The following is a 16,373-nucleotide window of genomic DNA, read 5'->3' as shown; positions in this document are numbered from 1 at the left end:
CGAAACTAATCGAATAGCAAGAAAAGTACGCGCAGTGACCGCGGCGATATCATGTGGCCATGTTGACGATCACGCGACCGAGTGCCTGGCGCAGCCAGTATGAGATCCACTCACGGGGACGGTTGCTGGCCACGTGGAAGAAGGAAACGTGGAAAGCCGGCGGCGAAATCGTGATTGGCCAGCAGTCCTATGTGGTGCGCAGCAGCGTCTGGGGCAACAAGCACACCCTCATTGACCAAGGCGGCGGGGAGCTGGCCTTGGCCGACCGGGTGGGCCGCAAGCGCTGGACCATCGCGAGCGGCGCCCACCTCTACCAGTTTCAGCGTGCGTCACTGTGGCGGGCGGATCAGCAGCTGCTGATCAACGGTCAGCCCAAGGGTTACATCAGGCGGGCGAGCGGATGGCGCTTCGGTGCTGAGGCGGAGCTTTCGGCGCTGCCGTTGCCGGTGCAGATCTTCGCGGTCGCGGTGGTGCTGTCGCTTTGGGAGCAGGCAGCGGCGGCTTCCGGCGCGTGATCAGGCGACGCAGACGACCCGAACCTCTTGCGGCGCATTGTTGGTGAATCCACCGCGGTTCCACGTGTCATCGGTCTGCGTCTCGCCGTCTTGAGTCACGGCCCTAACCTTCAGCGTGTACTCGCCGGGCTCCGCGTTCCACATATAACGCCAGCGGCGCCAGGCCCATTGATGCCCCGCGTCCGCCTCTAGAATCGCGGCATGCCAGTCCTGCCCGGTGCTGACTTCGACTCCTTCGAGCGGTGCGCGGCCAGACCAGGCGCGGCCGGTCAACTCCACCGGGCCGGGGCGCACGACGCGCGTACGCGTCATGAAATCGGGAAAGCCCGGCGGCACCATTAGCGCGCGCGGCGCGATCCGGGTGATCGCTTCTCCTTGCTCGCCGGGCTCTTGCCGGATCCGGTAGGCCGTCGCCTGCTGGAATCCCTGGAACGGCTCGGCCACGAAGTCGATGCGCGTGAGCCACTTGACGTGCGCCATCCCATACCAGCCCGGCACCACCAGCCGCAGCGGAAATCCATGCTGTGGCAGCAAAGGAAGACCATTCATCTGGTACGCCAGGAGCGTCTCGGCACGCATCGCCTCCGCCATAGGCAAGCTGCGCTGGTAGTCCTGTTCGACGCCACGCTCGATGCCGTGGTCGGCGCCGGTGAAGACCACCTCGACCGCGGCCGGGTCAATCCCGGCACGGGTCAGGACTTCGTGCAGCGGCACGCCGGTCCACTCGGCGGTCCCCACGGCTTCCACCAGCCACGGCTGACTAACCGGCCGGGGCAGGAGCCGGGCGCGGCCGTTGCCAGCGCACTCCATCGTCACGCGAACGGTCGCCGAAGGCATCGCCCGCAGCTCATCGAGCGTGAAGGTGACGGTGCTAGTGCCGTTGACCGTCAGCTGGAAGGTCTCGGGATTGAGGTCGGGAATGTCGTAGTGGATGAGCAGGTAATGCAGTCCCGCGGGCGTCACGTCATAGCGCAGTGCCTCCAGCGGCATCCCGTGATTACGGGCGGCGAGCGCCAGCTCTTCCAGGCTGATGCCCTCGCCGTCTTGAGCGAGCCGGCCGGGCTGGCTGAACTCCTGCGTCGTCATCTCACGGCACCTCCAGGCACCAGTCTGCTCCTACCCTGGCCAGGCGTGTGCGGCGGGGGATACTGTCAGATCTTGGAATCTTGTCCACAAGCGACAGTCGACCTCACGATACGGTGTGGGCCGTGGCGCAGCATGTCTTCATTAGCTACTCGCACAGCGCGGACAAGGCCTATGCCGACCGTCTCGCAGCGTTCCTGGCCGGCGCTGGTTTCGACGTCTGGTATGACGCGGCCATCGTCGCGGGTGGACACTGGGCCGATGTAATCCAGGAACGCATCGAGTCCTGTGCGGCGTTCGTCGTTGTCATGACGACACAGGCCAGCACCTCGACGTGGGTCTCGCGGGAGATCACACACGCGGAGCAGCACCGCAAACCGATCTTCCCGTTGCTGTTGGAGGGCAAGGGTTTCTTTGTCCTCGGGCACTTGCAGCACGAGGACGTCACGGGCGGAAAGCTGCCGTCGCAAGGCTTTATCGCCCAGTTGCGCGCCGCCATGCCGGCCGCGGCCGGGCCGCTCACTCCCTTGGCGGCGGCGGAGGCACGGAGCCCGGAAAAGCCGCCAGCGGAACGGCTTCTGGACGTCGCACTTGGCACGTCAGCCCAGCCGCCGGCGGAAAAGCCCGGCGAGGCGTCGTGGTCGGCGGACCTCACCTATGACCTCAAGGGGTCGATGACGTGCGTGACGGTCGCGCGGATCATGCTGACGCACGAGACCCACCTGATCACGGTCGGGTTCACGCTTTACAAAGACGTGCTCGCGGCCGATGGCATCACCGTGAAGGCGACAGTGATGGGCACCCTCGCCGGGACACATCACGTCACGTTCAGCGACCGCGACAAGCGGCACGCGGCGACGGTTGAGATCACGCAGGACGGATTCGCGTACCAGATAACAGGCATCACTGTCGCCGGGCAGGAACTTGAGCTGCGGGGGTTCCGCGATCCCATCCGGGCTTAGCTCTTATTTCCCCTCGGGCGTACCGTCCGGGGTCATGGCACCGCCCTCGGCACTGTCCGTCAGGTAGACGTGCTGGTGCCCGTTGCCCGCGTCGTTGTTCAGCTGATCGAGCTGTGTCGCCGCCACCGACCAGGTCGAGACGGCGAGCTTGCGCTGGCGGGCCGCTAGCTCCAGCGCCGCCTGCTGCTGGGTGCCTGCCGGAGCCGACAGCGCGAGCGCGTAGGTGTCCACGGCGGACGACAGCATCTCCACCGCGTTGCGAAACGCCCCGCGAGCGACATTCGTGCCGGTCATTCCGGACACGGTCACGGCGTAGCGCTGGGTCTCTTGCGCCATAACGGCTTTCCACGCGGTCACCTGATCGGCGGTCGCGGTCGTGCCTGAGCTCAGTCCCGTTAGGACCGGCTGCAGCACGGCTTTGGTGTTGCGGGTCATCTTGGTCAACTCGGTGATCTGGGTGACGTCGCGTTTGGCCTCTTCGGCGCGTAGCGCCGCGACAGCGGGCGGTTCGCTGCTGCCGGGGCTGGCCACGAGCAGGCCGGCCCCGACACCGAGCGCGACCGCCACCGCGATCACCCCAACGATGCTCAGAACACGGCGGTCCGCCGCGGGCTGGGACACAGGCTTGCCGGTCTTCCGGGACATCGACGACCTCCGCTCAGACTTTTGCTGAGCGGAGCCTACTCTTTCTCTCATTTAGACAAAAGTGAGGTTTAGTCGTCGGTCCTCTTGACCCGGCGCAGCCGGACCTTCGTGATCGCCCGGCCGGTCACTTCAACGACCTCGGCGGTGAACCCTGGTGCTTTGACGGTGTCGCCGGCCGCGGTCGGAATGCGGCCCAGCCGGTCGAGGATGAGCCCTGCCACCGTCGTGTAGTCGGTCTCGCCCAGCCGGTCGGTGTCGATGTCGACGTCAGGAAGGTCGTGCAGCGGAAAGGAACCCTGAACCACGATCGCGCCATCCGCCTCGCGAACGACCTGGACCACGTCACGGTCCGTCTCGTCATAGATCTCGCCAACGACCTCTTCGACGAGGTCTTCCATCGTGACGATCCCGTCGATGCCGCCGCGCTCGTCAACCACAAGAGCGAACTGCTCATGCTGATGGCGCAACTGGCGCATCGCGTCGGAAACGGAGAGCGTCTCGGGCAGGAACAACGGCTCGCGTGCGCGTTCGCCCGCGGTGCCGTCGTGACCGAGCAGATCGCGCAAGTGCACGACACCGATCACGTCGTCGAGCCCGGCCGGGCCGACAACCGGGGCACGCGTGTGGCCAGACTCGGCGAGCACGGTCAGCGCGTCCTGTGTGGACAGATTCTCGGCGAGCGTGGTGACCTGCTGACGTGGTACCAGAATGTCCCTGATATCGCGCTTGGCGATGTCGAAGGCACCTGAAATGATCTCGCGCTGCTGCGCGGTGAAACCTCGTTGCGCCACAACGAGTTCCCGGATCTCCTCAGCCGAGATCTCCTCACGTCCCGCACGCGGGTCAACACCGGCGATGCGCACCACCATGTCGGTCGACTTGCCAAGCAGCCACACGAAGGGCCGTGACGCGGTCGCCAGCCAGTCCAGAGGACGGGCCGCCATCAGCGCCCAGCCTTCCGCCCGCTGCATCGCGATCCGCTTGGGCGCCAGCTCACCGATCACCAGCGTGATGAAGGTCAGGATCAGCGTGACGATGACGATCGCGACCGGCTCGGCCGCAGTGCCCAGAAACGACAGCGGGCTGACGAGCGGTTTGGCTAGCGACGTCGCCGCGAAGGCTGACGCCAGGAAGCCAGCGAGCGTGATGCCGATCTGAATCGTGGCCAGAAAGCGGTTCGGGTCGCGCGACAGTCTGGCCAGGGTCTTGCCGCCCCGCGACGTTCGCTCGAGGCGCTGAATCTGCGACTCCCGCAGAGAAATCAGGGCCATCTCACTGCCCGACAGCGCCCCGTTGATCAACATGAGAACAAGCACCAGCAGAATCTGGGTGCCGTAGCCGCCCACAGGCGTTCACTCCTAAGTCAGGTCAATTGACCTACCACGGTATCGGATCTCCCACTTTCCGGTGGCCGGTAGGGTCGGGGAATGACGGCGATTGTGCACGCGGGGCCGGTGGAACGGCTGAACATCGGGGCGGCGACAGGGCTAATCCGGTTACGTAGCGAGGATACGGCGGGGCAACTGTCCATAATGGAATTCCATTTGCCGCCGAATTCGCTTGGGGCGACACCGCACATTCACGATGGCCACAGTGAGGACTTTGTCATCGTTTCTGGTGAGATCACCTTCGATCTGCTTGCCGAGGGAAATCTGGTGAGCGAGGCGGTCGGCGCTGGCGGGACAGTGTCAGTGCCGCCGGGAACAGTGCACGGATTCCGTAACGACTCCGCCGAGGAAGCCGTGATCGTGGGGCTGTTCCGGCCCGGCGGATACGAGCAGTATTTCCGCGAGCTGCACGAAATGGTGCTCGCAGGGCAGATGCCAGGACCGGACGATATGGCCCGGCTCAGGGCTAGATTTCAGAGCAGAACGCTGTAAATTACGGCCGTGCCCGACCCCACCAAGCCGCTGCCACCCGCGTCCGACCCGTGGGAAGGGCGCGCTGCCGTGCCAGGCTACGACCCGGCTTTCACCCAGAGCACGGGACCGCAGGTCATCTTCGTCGAGGTGGCCCGCAAACGGCGCTGGCCGTGGGTCCTGGGCATCATGGGGGTACTCATGGTGCTGTGCTGTGGCATCTGCGGAGCCGTGGTCGCGCCGGTGTTCGGGGAGTGGCCGTCGACGATCGCCGCGACCCCGGCGGAAGTCGGCGGGCTCAAACGAGACGACAACGCGCTCGTCAAGCTGATCACGGCTGAAGCCAACTACCGGCTGCGGGCTAGTGAATTCATCGATGGCAGTTTCGTCAACGTGTTCCAGGATCCGTCCAGCAAGGACAAAGGCGTGGTCGCCTTCGGCGGGACGGGCCTGATCTGGGACCCGGAGAAGACGCTCAAAGACGTCATCCAGGGCGCGGGCGAGAACATCTGGGACGTCAGCACGTTCCCGCCCGGCAGTCTCGGCGGATTACTCAAGTGCGGCAAAGGAAAAGACGACCAAGGTAAGCCGGTCGTCATGTGCGCCTGGATCGATCACGGCAGCATGGGCATCGGCATCTTCTACGGTGGGCGGTCCAAAGAGGACAGCGCGACGTTCATGCGCGCGTTGCGTTCTGAGATCATCGTCAGGCCCTGAGGAGGCAGGCCGGGCGGAAAGCTGGTGAGGCTGCTCCGTCGGTGGTCAGGGCGTGCAGCACCCATTGCCACGTCACGGGGTCGGTGATCAGGGTGCCGTGCTCGGCGAGGTTCAGTGGGCACGCCTCCTGCACGACGATATTCGTTGCCCCGTCAAGGAACTGGCTCTCATAAGGGATCACGACCTCGTCGAGGGCGGTCGCGATGACGGTGTAGTCGACGCCTGGTTCGGTGTCGCGCCCGTCAGCGTTCAGTTCCCGCATGAACGGTGATCCGGCGATCTGGTCGGCACAGGCCGGGCACAATACGGCGGCGATCGGGGCGAGCGGTGTCGTGGTGCCGTGATTGGACGGTGCGATGCCGATGAGTTCTTCGACCTTGGCCGCACCACCCAGGTAACGCAGGTAGTAACGGGGCATCATGCCGCCCTGGCTGTGCCCGACGATGCGCACTTTGCGGGCTCCCGTCGCCTCGAGCACCTCATCGACGTAACTGGCCAGGAACTGGGCGCTTTCCCGCACCCGGGCCGTGGCGAAGATCCCCGCGAACCCGAATCCACCGTCGCCGTAGTTGGGCGCGAACACGCAATAGCCCGCTTGACGCAGGAACGGCACGAGAGGTGCCCAGGTCTGCGCGTTGCCGCCGGTGCCGTGGGTGAGCACGATGGGCGACCCGCCAGCGCAGTCCCAGTCTTCGATCGCGGCGACGATCCGCTCAGGGGCACGCTGCCCGGCTGAGTCCGCGGGATTGGCGACGGCCGCAGTCGCGGGCAGAATGGCCAGGGTGACGAGCACAGCCACGATGGTCTTGCAAAGTTTCATGAACGATCTATAAAGGACATATGCCCCTAAACGTTCACCGCCACGCCGCCAGCTGGCCCGCCATCACCGCGGGCGCGCTGTGGCTCCTGCTGACCCTCGCCGTGTGGCGTGAGTCGACGTTAGGGCTCGACGCCTGGCTGCACGCTCAGATTCCTGACCTATCCGTGGCCGAATTCATCACGTACGCGGGAGACCCGGTCGTGATTTTGCTCTTGGCGATCAGCCTGGTGGTGGTCTTAATGCGCTGGCGGGAGTGGGAGGCCGCGCGGTTCGTCGCGGGCACTTTCCTTGCGGTGGCGCTGTTTCGCTGGGCCGTGGTCTGGCAACTGGAACGTGAGCGGCCAGAGGGTGGGCTGATGGCCGCGTTCGGCTACTCATATCCGTCCGGTCACACCGCCTATTCCGCCACCGCCGCCGCCGTGATCGCGTTGCTTGCCATCGAGAGTCGTAGATCTGTCTTGCTGGCGTTGATTGCCTGGCCAGCCATCGTTGGCACGACGCGGGTGGCGGTCGGTGTGCACTGGGCGACGGACGTGATTGGCGGGCTGTTGCTGGCCATCGCGGTCGTGTCAGTGGTGTGCAGGTCACACCCGATCGAGTTGACAGCAGTGGGTTACCGCGCCAAGACTGTGCGGCGACAACTCCATAGCTTGCCCACGTGGGGAAGCCGGTCCAAGTCCGGCGCTGACCCGCAACGGTAGGCCGCTATTCGATAGCGGCAAGCCCGATAGCCACCTGGTCAAGCCTGCTCCCTGTTCCCGTCGTGGTCTGCGGGATGGAGCCCGGGCACGCCCGGGATCTGTGCTGAGGCCCGTCCGAAAGGCGTGACCCCTCATGCTCAAGCGCTTGGCCGCGTTAACGCTGGCCGCATCCTTCACCTTCTTGGGCACCCCCGCTGCCGCAGCCGCACCAACGACCGATCCCGCTGACGCCGCCGCGGGCTGGCTCGCCGGACGGCTCGCCGACGGCGATCACTTCGTCTCCCCGTTCGGCGACGCCTGGGCTTACGGCCTGACCCTTGACTCAACCTTGTCGTTCGCCGCCGCCGGAGTCGCGAAAACCACTGCGGGCAAAGCGATCACGTGGCTGTCGCAAACGGACCGTCTCGAAGCCTACGCCGGCAACGGAACGGACCGCTCCATCGCGGGCCGCTACGCCAAGCTGATCCTCGCCGCCGACGTCAACGGCGCCGACCCGGCCAACTTCAACGGTGTTGACCTCGTCGCCCGGCTGACCGCACGCGAAGATGCCAACGGGCGCTTCGCTGACAAGACTTCCGGCACCGACAGCGCGAGCCCGTTCAACCAATCGCTGGCGATCATCGCGCTGGAGCGGCTGCCCGCTGGAGCATCCGCTAACGCCGTGAAGTACCTCCTCGACGCGCAGTGCCCGGACGGCAGCTTCCCGTTCGCCTTCGGCCTGCCAACGTGCGCCGGTGACTCGGACTCGACAACCCTTGCCATGCAAGCACTTGCCGTCGTCGGCGAGGACACCGCGCTGGCCAAGGCCACCGCCTGGATCGTCGCGAAGCAGAAAGCCAACGGCGCGTTCGCCGATGACTGGGCCGGTGTCGAAAACGCCAACAACACCGCCATGGCCGTGCTCGCCCTCAAGGCCGCCGGCAAAGACACCGAGGCGGGCAAAGCGCTCGCATTCCTCAAGACGCTCCAGGTGGGCTGCGACAAGCCCGAAGCCAACCGTGGCGCGGTCGCCTATGACACCACCGGATACGACGAGTCCACAGTGGACTACGCGACGATCCAGGCGGTGTGGGGACTCGCCGGAACGCCGCTAGCCTCACTGGACGCCTCGTCATCCGTAGCGGATGTTCCAGCCCTCAAGTGCGAGACCGGAGGCACTGGCGGGGGAGGCCAGTTGCCGGTAACCGGAATCCAGCTGTGGACCATCATCGTCGTGGGTGGGGGATTGGTGCTGATCGGTGCTGGCGTCGTCGTTCTTGGACGGCGCCGCGCGTGAAGCGCCTCGCGCTGACAGCGATCCTCACGGCGTTTCTCGCCGCCGGATTCGCTGTCGCACCAGCGGTTCCGGCACAGGCCGCGGCTTGTGCCGGAACCACCGGCGTTACCGTGATCGTGGACTTCTCCGCGTTCGGTGGTGGCGTGCAAACCCGTTGCGTCTTTGGCGATCCGGCTACTGGGCTTGCCGCTCTCCGGGACGCTGGATTTACTCTCGCGGGCACTCAGTCTGACGGCAACGCTTTCGTCTGCCGGATCGACGACAAGCCTGGCCCTTCCGAAGAGCCGTGCGTGGATACGCCACCCGGGTCACGGTCGTGGAGCTACTGGCACGCGACACGGGGCGGCTCGTGGACGTACAGCACCAAGGGCGCGGCCGTGCGCAAGCCACCCCAGGGCACAGTCGAAGGCTGGGCCTTCGGCGACAAAGCTCGCCCCTCAGCGGCCCCTCCGCCCCCGCCAGCGCCACCCGAGCCGCCCCCGGCAACGACCCGCAAACCTGCTGCCGCGACCACCTCGTCGTCCCCTGAACTCCCCGCCCCGGCACCGTCTATTTCGGACAGTCCGCCGCCTTCTGCGAGCGATGCCCCGGCTTCGCCGTCGTCGTCTGTGGCGGCTGCGTTGGTCCCGCCTTTGGAGCGCCGCAGCTACACGGGCACCGTGATCACCATCGTGATCGTGATCGCGATCGCCGCACTCGCCATCCACCTAGCCCGCCGCCGGCGCCGCCTCACCGACCTCCCCTAACACCCTCCCCGCACCCCACCTTCCCCGCCCCGCTTTCCCCGCCCCGCGCTTCCTGTTCCGCGCTTCCTGTTCCGCGCTTCCCCCTTCCCGCGCCTCGCGCCCCGCTTCCCGCGCCTCGCGCCTCGCGCCTCGCGCCTCGCGCCTCGCGCCTCGCGCCTCGCGCCTCGCGCCTCGCGCCTCGCGCCTCGCGCCTCGCGCCTCGCGCCCCGCTTCCCGCGCTTGGCTTTCCGGCCCGCGCTGCGCTTTCTGTGCCCGCCTTGCCTGCTCGACACCTGTCGCGAGCAACCGCTCGGCCGCTTGCCGTGTTTCGGCTGGGCAGCCTCGGCCGCTCGCGGGTTCGTGAACTATTGCCGCCTGCGCAAACCCCCGCCATGCTTCGTCGGCGGCAGACCCGCTTCGGTTGCATGCCTGGTCACCGTTTCGCTGGGTTCCCGGTGCGGCGCCGCTGACGACTCCATGCTTCGCGAAAGGCTTGCCGCTTCGCTTTGGGGCCAAGGTGTTCCGTTCGGTGGCTACCTAGTCGTGATCCACATCCATAACGCAGATCCACATCCCTTGAGACGTGATCAACAGGCGGTTTGATCACGTCCCAAGGGATGTGGATCACGGATGGGCCTGGCGGAAAGCCGGAGGGGAAGCGGGCGGGGAGCGCGGGGCGGGGAGCGAGTAGGTCCGGCGGGGCGGCGGGAAGCGGGGAGCGAGTAGGCCCGGCGGGAAGAAGCGGGGCGGGAAGCGGCGAGAAGCGCGGGGCGGGCGACCCGCGTGGGAAGCCGGCGGGAAGAAGCGGGGCGGGAAGTGGCGGGGGAGATCGTGCGAAGCGGGGAGCAGCGACCGGGGAAGTGGCGAAGGACTTGGGGTGGGAAAGAGGGGTGGGGAGGAAGGGGGTGTCCATGGTGGAGGGTTGGGGATAGCGTGACGCGGTGAGCAGATGGTTCCGGCCGGCCGGGTTTGTGATCGCGGGGTTGTTGCTGTTCATGCCGTTTGTGGCGGTGTCGTGTGAGGCTCCCGGGGGGTTTGGGCGCGCGGCGCCGGGCGGGACGACCACTTATACGGGCATGGATTTGGTGACGGGTGGCACGCCTGAGGTGTCTCCGGCCGATAAGGTGCGTGAGGGTCCGCACGAGACGGTCCCCGCGCAGCCGATGGCGATTGTCGCGTTGCTGCTCATCACAGCAGGGGTAGTCGTGACGCTTGTGGTGGGTCAAGTGCTGATCAGGCGGGCGGTCGCGACGATGCTCGCGGGGCTGGCGGCGCTCGCGCTGACGGTGAACCAGCTGACCGTCCAATCACTCCTGATCGATAGGGTGCAGGCGCAGCTGACCGTGGCGGTTCCGGCGGGGAAACAGACGGCGGACTTCGTGCGTACCCAATCGGGATTTTGGCTCTGTGTGATCACGTTGATCGTTCTAGTCATGGTCTATGGCGCGGGCTGGATCCGTAACACGACTCGTGAGTAGAGTCGGCTTCGTGGATCAAAGCCTCAACGAGAGCATGGGTATCGAAATCAAGGAAGCCGCGCCTGACAGGGTGGTGGCGACGATGCCGGTGCGGGGGAATACGCAGCCGTTTGGCCTGCTGCACGGTGGTGCGTCGTGTGTGCTGGCCGAAACGCTCGGCTCGATTGGGGCGAGCATGCACGGCGCGGCGATCGGCCGGCCGCGCGCGGTCGGGATCGAGATCAGCGCGACGCATCACAAGGCGGTGACCGAGGGGACCGTGACCGGTGTGGCTACGCCGTTGCACCTGGGCGGTTCCGTAGCCACCTACGAGATCGTCATCACCGATGAGTCCGGTGCCCGGGTTTGCACAGCCCGGCTGACCTGCCTGATCCGGAAATAGCTCGATGTATCTGTCGCACTTGGACTGCCCCCGCTGCCGCAAAACCTATGACGCCACGGTCCTGCAGAACTTGTGCGAGTGCGGTTCGCCGCTGCTGGCTCGCTATGACTTGGTGGCGGCCGGCAAAGCGGTTACGCCGCAAGACATCGCGGGCCGCTCGGCGGATCTGTGGCGTTATCGCGAGCTGTTGCCTGTCAGCGATGGCGAGTTCGTCACGACGCTTGGCGAGGGCTGGACGCCGATGTGGCCAGCCGAACGTTTTGGCGTCCACATTGGACTCGATAATCTGCTCGTCAAGGACGAAGGGTTAACGCCCACGGGATCGTTCAAGGCCAGGGGCGCTGCCGTCGGGGTCTCGCGGGCCAAAGAGCTTGGCGTGCAGCACATCGCAATGCCGACGAACGGCAACGCGGGTGCGGCGTGGGCGACATACGCCGCGCGCGCCGGCCTCAAAGCCACGATCGCGATGCCCCTGGCGGCACCCGAGATCTCGCGGCTGGAAATCAGGGCGGCCAAAGCCGAACTGCACCTTGTCGACGGGCTCATCAACGACGCGGGCAAACTCATCGCCGGAATCCTCAAGGGCGGCGGGATCTTCGACGCGTCCACGCTGAAAGAGCCTTATCGCCTCGAAGGCAAGAAGACCATGGGTTACGAGATCGCCGAACAGCTCGGCTGGCGCGTGCCCGACGTCATCATCTACCCGACGGGCGGGGGAGTCGGGCTCATCGGCATCCGCAAAGCCTTCGAAGAAATGCGTGCCCTGGGCTGGATCGGGGACAAGATGCCCCGGCTCGTCGCGGTGCAGTCGAGTGGCTGCGCGCCTATCGTGCGGGCCTTTTCGCACGGTGAACACCGTGCCGAGCCCTGGGAAAACGCCAAAACCGTCGCCTTCGGGATCACGGTGCCAGCTCCGCTAGGCGACGAACTCATCCTCGATTCCCTTTCCAAATCAGGGGGTACGGCGTTAGCCGTCGACGACGCGGAAATCCTCAGTGATCTGGCTGATTTTGCCGCCCACGAGGGATTGCTCCTGTGCCCGGAAGGTGCGGCGTGCCTAACCGCGGCACGCAAACTGCGCGCGTCCGGGTGGCTCGGCCGCCAGGACGAAGTTGTCGTGCTCAATACGGGCGTGGGATTGAAGTACCCAGACTCGATTTCAGCTCTGGGCTAACACGGGCATGACTCCCGCCTAAGCCGCGTTCGGGATGGCATGAGTGAAGAGGATGCTCTAGATGCCTACAGTCGCATCGTCACCGACGTCGCGGCCAAGGTCCTGCCCAGTGTGGCCGCGCTGGGTGTCCGCACGAACCGCGGCCAGGGGGCTGGTTCGGCCGTAACGTTCACCGACGACGGCTTCCTGCTCACGAGCGCACACGTCGTCGCCGGAGCGGACAGTGGTGTCGCGACGTTCTCAGATGGTGTGGAGACGCGCTTCGATGTCGTGGGTGCCGATCCGCTCAGTGATCTCGCTGTGCTGCGGGTGCGGGCTCAGGGCGTACCAGCTGCTGGTTTTGGTGATGCCGACAAGCTGAAGGTGGGGCAGCTGGTTGTGGCGGTCGGCAATCCCATGGGTTTGGCTGGGTCGGTGACCGCGGGTGTGATCTCGGCCTTGGGCCGCTCGTTGCCGACGCGCGATGGGCGGCAGGTGCGGCTGATCGACGACGTCATTCAGACCGATGCGGCGCTAAACCCGGGCAACTCGGGCGGTGCGCTAGCCGATTCGCAGGGTCGTGTGATCGGTGTCAATACGGCGGTCGCCGGGGTGGGCCTTGGGCTCGCGGTGCCGATCAATTCAACGACCCGTCACATCATTAGCGAACTCATCTCGATGGGCCGTGTGCGCCGGGCGTGGATGGGTGTCGCGGGAGCCCCGATTCCGTTGCCGCCCAACGTCGCTGAGCGCACGGGCCAGAAGCAGGGACTGCGTGTCGTCGAAGTCGTGCCGGGCAGCCCCGCTGGCGTGGCGGGGATCTATCTGGGCGATGTCGTTCTCACCGCTGGTGGCCAGCAAATACAGAGCGTCCAGTCCCTGCTGCGGCTCATGCTCGGCCCGGCGATCGGTTCCCGGATGCCCGTGACGCTCCTGCGCCGGGGAGCGTTCGTGGACGTCGTTGTGGTGCCCGCCGAACTGTCCAAATAGGATTGTCCGGCAAGAAGGCTGCTAGGGTGGGGTGATGCGTTCGTCCCCCCGGCTCGCAGAACGCCCGTCCAAGGCGGAAGAAACGCCCAAACGTGGACGCAAACGTGGTCCGCTGTGGACGCGGCTGCTGATTGTTTTCGGTGCGTTGCTGATGGTGATCGGTGGCGGCGGCATCATCGCTTTCAAAGTCGTGCTCGACGCGACCGTTGACAGCATTGATCAAGTTGACGCCGACATGGGCGACTCGGCTGTCCCGGCGGGTGAGGCGCTCAAGGGAGCCATGAACATCCTGCTCGTGGGTGTCGACGACGGCGTGATCGAGGGAGTGGACAAGCGGTCCGATGAGCCCGTGCGGGCAGACTCGATCATGATTTTGCACGTGCCGGAGACCCATGACCGGGGGTACTTGATCTCGCTGCCCCGCGACCTGTGGGTGCGCGTCCCGGCATACCCGAAGACCAACTTCAACGGCGGAAACGGCAAGCTCAATAGCGCCTACCAAACCGGTTACGGAGATCCGAAGAAGCCCGGTTTCCCCGGCCGCTCAGGCGGGCTTGAGCTGCTCACGCACACCATCCGTGAGATCACCGGCATCAGGATCAACGCGGCGGCGACCGTTAACTTCACCGGATTCACCGCCGCGGTGAAACTGCTCGGCGGCGTCACGATGACGATCGATGAGCGCGTCGAGTCTGTGCACTACGGGTTCGACAAGAACGGCAAGCACTGCGTGCCCGCGATCTTCGACTCCAACGCGGTGGCTCACCGGGTGTCTGGCTGCAAGCCGCGCGTGTTCGAGCGGGGCACGCGACGGCTGACCGCTGAAGAGGCACTCGACTACACCCGCCAGCGGGAGTGGATGGAGCTCGATGACGGCGACTATGGCCGTCAGCGCCATCAGCAGCAGTTCATCAAGGCGCTCGTGGGTGAGGCCAAGGCACAGGGGCTGACCGGCAACCTGCCCAAGGCGCTCGGCCTGATCGATGCCGTGGGCGGCGCGCTGAGCATGTGGACCAACGGCCAGAAGGTCGAAGACTGGTTCTTCACGCTCAAGGACATCGCGTCAGGTGACCTGGCCATGATTAAGACCAACAACGGCAAGTTCACCCCTGCCAACATCACTGGCACGTCAGCGGAGGCGCTGTCGGAGGAGAGCAAGCAGATGCTCGAAGCCCTCAAAGCTGGGCAGATTTCGGCCTGGCTCGCCGGGCACCCTGACTGGATCGGGTCATCCAGTTAGAGCGTCCGTTGTGGTGACGGTGCCGAGCTTGGCGAAGACGTATTCCACCGCGAACCGGTGGGCGTCACCGTCCAATCCGGACATCGCGTCCTCGGCGAATGTCACGTCATAGCCGTGATCGTCGGCGGCACGGGCCGTCGACTCCACGCCCATGTTCGTGGCTATGCCCGCGATGACGATCCGCTTGATGTCGCGTTTGCGAAGCTCGGCGTCCAGATCCGTGCCATAGAAGGCGCCCCAGCTGTGCTTCACGACGATTACGTCGCTGCGCTCCGCGATCTGCTCGTTCAGCTCGCTGCCCGGGGGCTGTTCGGCGACGTTGGGCCGGTCCACCCTGATGGCGATCACAGGCCGTTGCCGTTCGCGGAAGGCGTCGGCTAGCCGGATCGCGTTACGCAGCACGGTTTCGCCACTGTGCGGAGCGAGAGGCAGCCCGATGATCCGGGGCATGAGGTCGACCAGGACTAGCGCGGTGTCATCAAACGTCACGTCTCAAGATCTTAGCTCCGGCCTGCGCTTGGCGCTTTGAAGACGGCGAACAGGGCCAGCACGGCGCAGGCGAGCAGGGGAGCGCCGTCGCGGATCAAACCGTCGGTGCCCAGCAGCAGCCAGCACAGCGGCAGGTGAATCGCGAGCACCAGGAGGGTCAGGACGACGAGACCCGGTGTGGCCCAAGGCTTTCTCTTCACCAGGAAGAACGTCACGATAAGCGTCGCGTAACTGATTACTAGCGCGGCGCCGAACCACACCACGACTATCGGGACGGCGCCAATGCGCCCGTCGAAGATCTGTCCAATCGCGACAGCCGCGCCCACCAGCATCAGCGGGCTGTAACTCAGCGCGGCGACCCGGGCCGTGAGCAGCCAGCCCGGCACAGGAGAACGCTTGGGCTGCACCGGTTTCCAGTCGATGCCCTGGCGCGTGACGACGAGCCGGTTCGCGTGCTGCACCAGATAATCGCGCACCGCCTGGGAACGGTAGAACAACAACAGCACCGCCGTGCACAGCGCGAGCACCGCGATGAAACCAGCGAGCCCAGCCGGATGCGGCGTGCCTTGCCTGGGCACGACCAGCCTCGCCAGCGCGAACAACGTCGTCACCGACAGGATCAGCGCGAACGGCTGGGCACTGGCCCGCCCACGGCGCACCTGCCAGATCAGGAGCAAGAAGCCAGCCGAGCGCAGCAAAGCCCACGTCGTGCGCACGAAGAGCGGATAGCCACCGTCGTCGGTGACCCACCAATTGACGCACTCCACCGCGACGGTTACGAACGCCGTAACGCCGAGAAGGACCAGAAGGGTGCGAACCGGGGTTGGTGTCAGCTGCGGACTCCCATGAGGCGGCGGTACATCACGTGCAAACCGACATACCCCTTGAGCGGATGCAGAAACGCCTCCGGAATCGTGGCCATGATCTCGAACCCGATCGACTGCCACAACGCCACCGCGTGCGTATTCGTCTCGACCACGGCATTGAACTGCATCGCCCGGTAGCCATCGACACGGGCCGCTTCCAGAACGCGGTTCACGAGAGCCCGGCCGACGCCACGCCCCTCGTGCGCCGGGTCCACCATGAAGCCGGCGTTAGCCACGTGCGACCCCGGCCCCGCCTGATTACGGTGGATCTCAGCCGTGCCCACGATCGCCCCATCCCCATCGATGGCGACGAGCGTGCGCCCGGTGCCGGGCTCGTGCAGCCAGTTGGCACGGGCGTCTTCCTCGCTGATGTCGGGATCCCAAGTGAACGTCTCACCAGCTTTGACGATCGGCTGCATGAAGCGCCACATGTGCGGCCAGTCGTCGTGAACCGCGTTTCTGATCAGCATGC

General features: G+C 65.8%; 18 protein-coding genes, 1 pseudogene and 1 riboswitch. Of the genes and pseudogenes, 12 read left to right on the top strand and 7 right to left on the bottom strand.

The features are described 5' to 3' along the window. The first annotated feature begins 59 nt into the window (after window positions 1–59). Window positions 60–515, top strand: coding sequence for a hypothetical protein (locus tag A3E1_RS0115505; RefSeq protein WP_020521699.1), 456 nt, complete (start codon window positions 60–62; stop codon window positions 513–515). Here the strand turns inward: A3E1_RS0115505 and A3E1_RS0115500 are convergent, their stop codons facing one another. Further along, window positions 516–1,601, bottom strand: a complete 1,086-nt coding sequence (locus A3E1_RS0115500; protein ID WP_020521698.1) for a sulfite oxidase — start codon at window positions 1,599–1,601, stop codon at window positions 516–518. 122 nt (window positions 1,602–1,723) lie between these two features. Here A3E1_RS0115500 and A3E1_RS44760 point away from each other — a divergent pair, with 122 nt between their 5' ends. Further along, window positions 1,724–2,560, top strand: coding sequence for a toll/interleukin-1 receptor domain-containing protein (locus A3E1_RS44760; protein ID WP_020521697.1), 837 nt, complete (start codon window positions 1,724–1,726; stop codon window positions 2,558–2,560). A 3-nt stretch (window positions 2,561–2,563) separates the two neighbouring features. Here the strand turns inward: A3E1_RS44760 and A3E1_RS0115490 are convergent, their stop codons facing one another. Both A3E1_RS0115490 and A3E1_RS0115485 read right to left on the bottom strand, forming a co-directional pair. Beyond that, window positions 2,564–3,205 (bottom strand): hypothetical protein, encoded by a 642-nt coding sequence (locus tag A3E1_RS0115490; RefSeq protein WP_020521696.1) that lies wholly within the window; start codon window positions 3,203–3,205, stop codon window positions 2,564–2,566. 68 nt (window positions 3,206–3,273) lie between these two features. Further along, window positions 3,274–4,551, bottom strand: coding sequence for a hemolysin family protein (locus A3E1_RS0115485; RefSeq protein ID WP_020521695.1), 1,278 nt, complete (start codon window positions 4,549–4,551; stop codon window positions 3,274–3,276). Window positions 4,552–4,632: 81 nt separating this feature from the next. Here A3E1_RS0115485 and A3E1_RS0115480 point away from each other — a divergent pair, with 81 nt between their 5' ends. Beyond that, complete coding sequence (locus tag A3E1_RS0115480) at window positions 4,633–5,085, top strand: cupin domain-containing protein (protein ID WP_020521694.1); 453 nt, start codon at window positions 4,633–4,635, stop codon at window positions 5,083–5,085. Window positions 5,086–5,094: 9 nt separating this feature from the next. Continuing rightward, window positions 5,095–5,781, top strand: a complete 687-nt coding sequence (locus A3E1_RS0115475) for a hypothetical protein (RefSeq protein ID WP_020521693.1) — start codon at window positions 5,095–5,097, stop codon at window positions 5,779–5,781. Here A3E1_RS0115475 and A3E1_RS0115470 read toward each other — a convergent pair. After that, window positions 5,771–6,601 carry an esterase/lipase family protein gene (locus A3E1_RS0115470; protein ID WP_020521692.1) on the bottom strand — a complete coding sequence of 277 codons (831 nt, stop codon included), beginning with the start codon at window positions 6,599–6,601 and terminating at the stop codon, window positions 5,771–5,773. The genes A3E1_RS0115475 and A3E1_RS0115470 overlap by 11 nt on opposite strands. 20 nt (window positions 6,602–6,621) lie before the next feature. Between A3E1_RS0115470 and A3E1_RS49155 the strand changes: the two are divergent. From A3E1_RS49155 to A3E1_RS40440, 8 genes and pseudogenes are all read left to right on the top strand, one after another. After that, window positions 6,622–7,179, top strand: a pseudogene (locus tag A3E1_RS49155) (phosphatase PAP2 family protein); the annotation flags it as partial. A gap of 15 nt (window positions 7,180–7,194) precedes the next feature. Continuing rightward, window positions 7,195–7,354: riboswitch (cobalamin riboswitch) on the top strand. An 81-nt stretch (window positions 7,355–7,435) separates the two neighbouring features. Next, window positions 7,436–8,578 (top strand): prenyltransferase/squalene oxidase repeat-containing protein, encoded by a 1,143-nt coding sequence (locus tag A3E1_RS40445; protein WP_020521690.1) that lies wholly within the window; start codon window positions 7,436–7,438, stop codon window positions 8,576–8,578. Continuing rightward, complete coding sequence (locus A3E1_RS0115455) at window positions 8,575–9,324, top strand: hypothetical protein (protein ID WP_020521689.1); 750 nt, start codon at window positions 8,575–8,577, stop codon at window positions 9,322–9,324. The genes A3E1_RS40445 and A3E1_RS0115455 overlap by 4 nt, the downstream gene beginning before the upstream one ends. A gap of 920 nt (window positions 9,325–10,244) precedes the next feature. Continuing rightward, window positions 10,245–10,781 carry a hypothetical protein gene (locus tag A3E1_RS0115450; protein ID WP_020521688.1) on the top strand — a complete coding sequence of 179 codons (537 nt, stop codon included), beginning with the start codon at window positions 10,245–10,247 and terminating at the stop codon, window positions 10,779–10,781. A gap of 10 nt (window positions 10,782–10,791) precedes the next feature. Further along, the gene (locus A3E1_RS0115445) at window positions 10,792–11,163 is read left to right on the top strand and encodes a PaaI family thioesterase (protein ID WP_020521687.1); all 372 of its coding nucleotides are present in this window, start codon (window positions 10,792–10,794) and stop codon (window positions 11,161–11,163) included. Window positions 11,164–11,167: 4 nt separating this feature from the next. Then, complete coding sequence (locus tag A3E1_RS0115440) at window positions 11,168–12,337, top strand: threonine synthase (protein WP_020521686.1); 1,170 nt, start codon at window positions 11,168–11,170, stop codon at window positions 12,335–12,337. Between the two features lie 39 nt (window positions 12,338–12,376). Beyond that, window positions 12,377–13,306 carry a S1C family serine protease gene (locus A3E1_RS0115435; RefSeq protein WP_020521685.1) on the top strand — a complete coding sequence of 310 codons (930 nt, stop codon included), beginning with the start codon at window positions 12,377–12,379 and terminating at the stop codon, window positions 13,304–13,306. A 34-nt stretch (window positions 13,307–13,340) separates the two neighbouring features. Then, on the top strand, window positions 13,341–14,546 hold the full coding sequence (locus tag A3E1_RS40440; RefSeq protein ID WP_020521684.1) for an LCP family protein: 1,206 nt from the start codon (window positions 13,341–13,343) through the stop codon (window positions 14,544–14,546). On the opposite strand, the gene A3E1_RS0115425 is transcribed toward A3E1_RS40440, so the two are convergent. From A3E1_RS0115425 to A3E1_RS0115415, 3 genes are all read right to left on the bottom strand, one after another. Continuing rightward, window positions 14,535–15,035 carry an isochorismatase family protein gene (locus tag A3E1_RS0115425; protein WP_020521683.1) on the bottom strand — a complete coding sequence of 167 codons (501 nt, stop codon included), beginning with the start codon at window positions 15,033–15,035 and terminating at the stop codon, window positions 14,535–14,537. The two genes, A3E1_RS40440 and A3E1_RS0115425, sit on opposite strands and share 12 nt — an antisense overlap. An 11-nt stretch (window positions 15,036–15,046) precedes the next feature. Continuing rightward, the gene (locus A3E1_RS0115420) at window positions 15,047–15,802 is read right to left on the bottom strand and encodes a hypothetical protein (RefSeq protein ID WP_020521682.1); all 756 of its coding nucleotides are present in this window, start codon (window positions 15,800–15,802) and stop codon (window positions 15,047–15,049) included. A 62-nt stretch (window positions 15,803–15,864) separates the two neighbouring features. Then, the gene (locus A3E1_RS0115415; protein WP_020521681.1) at window positions 15,865–16,371 is read right to left on the bottom strand and encodes a GNAT family N-acetyltransferase; all 507 of its coding nucleotides are present in this window, start codon (window positions 16,369–16,371) and stop codon (window positions 15,865–15,867) included. Window positions 16,372–16,373 lie beyond the last annotated feature (2 nt).

It is taken from the genome of Catelliglobosispora koreensis DSM 44566, assembly GCF_000379685.1.
GTDB lineage: Bacteria > Actinomycetota > Actinomycetes > Mycobacteriales > Micromonosporaceae > Catelliglobosispora > Catelliglobosispora koreensis.
This window is presented reverse-complemented; position numbering and strand designations above follow the sequence as displayed.